The organism is Pseudoalteromonas sp. 20-92 (assembly GCF_030847595.1).
GTDB classification, from domain to species: Bacteria; Pseudomonadota; Gammaproteobacteria; order Enterobacterales; family Alteromonadaceae; genus Pseudoalteromonas; species Pseudoalteromonas fuliginea.
In genome coordinates, this window is record NZ_JANJGQ010000129.1 from 1 (window position 1) to 216 (window position 216).

The window sequence follows — 216 nt, forward strand, 5'->3', positions numbered from 1 at the left end:
TGGGTCATGATGGATTTGAACCATCGACCAATTGATTAAAAGTCAACTGCTCTACCAACTGAGCTAATGACCCGCTCATGCACCTATTTAAAATAAACAAGCTTACGTAAATCCGCCGATTGAACCAATCTTATTACATGTAATAAAGAATGGTGGGTCATGATGGATTTGAACCATCGACCAATTGATTAAAAGTCAACTGCTCTACCAACTGAG

Annotated in this window: 1 tRNA gene; it reads right to left on the reverse strand. The window is 38.9% G+C overall.

The features are described from left to right. Nucleotides 1-73, reverse strand: a tRNA-Lys gene (locus NRL14_RS21030). Nucleotides 74-216 lie beyond the last annotated feature (143 nt).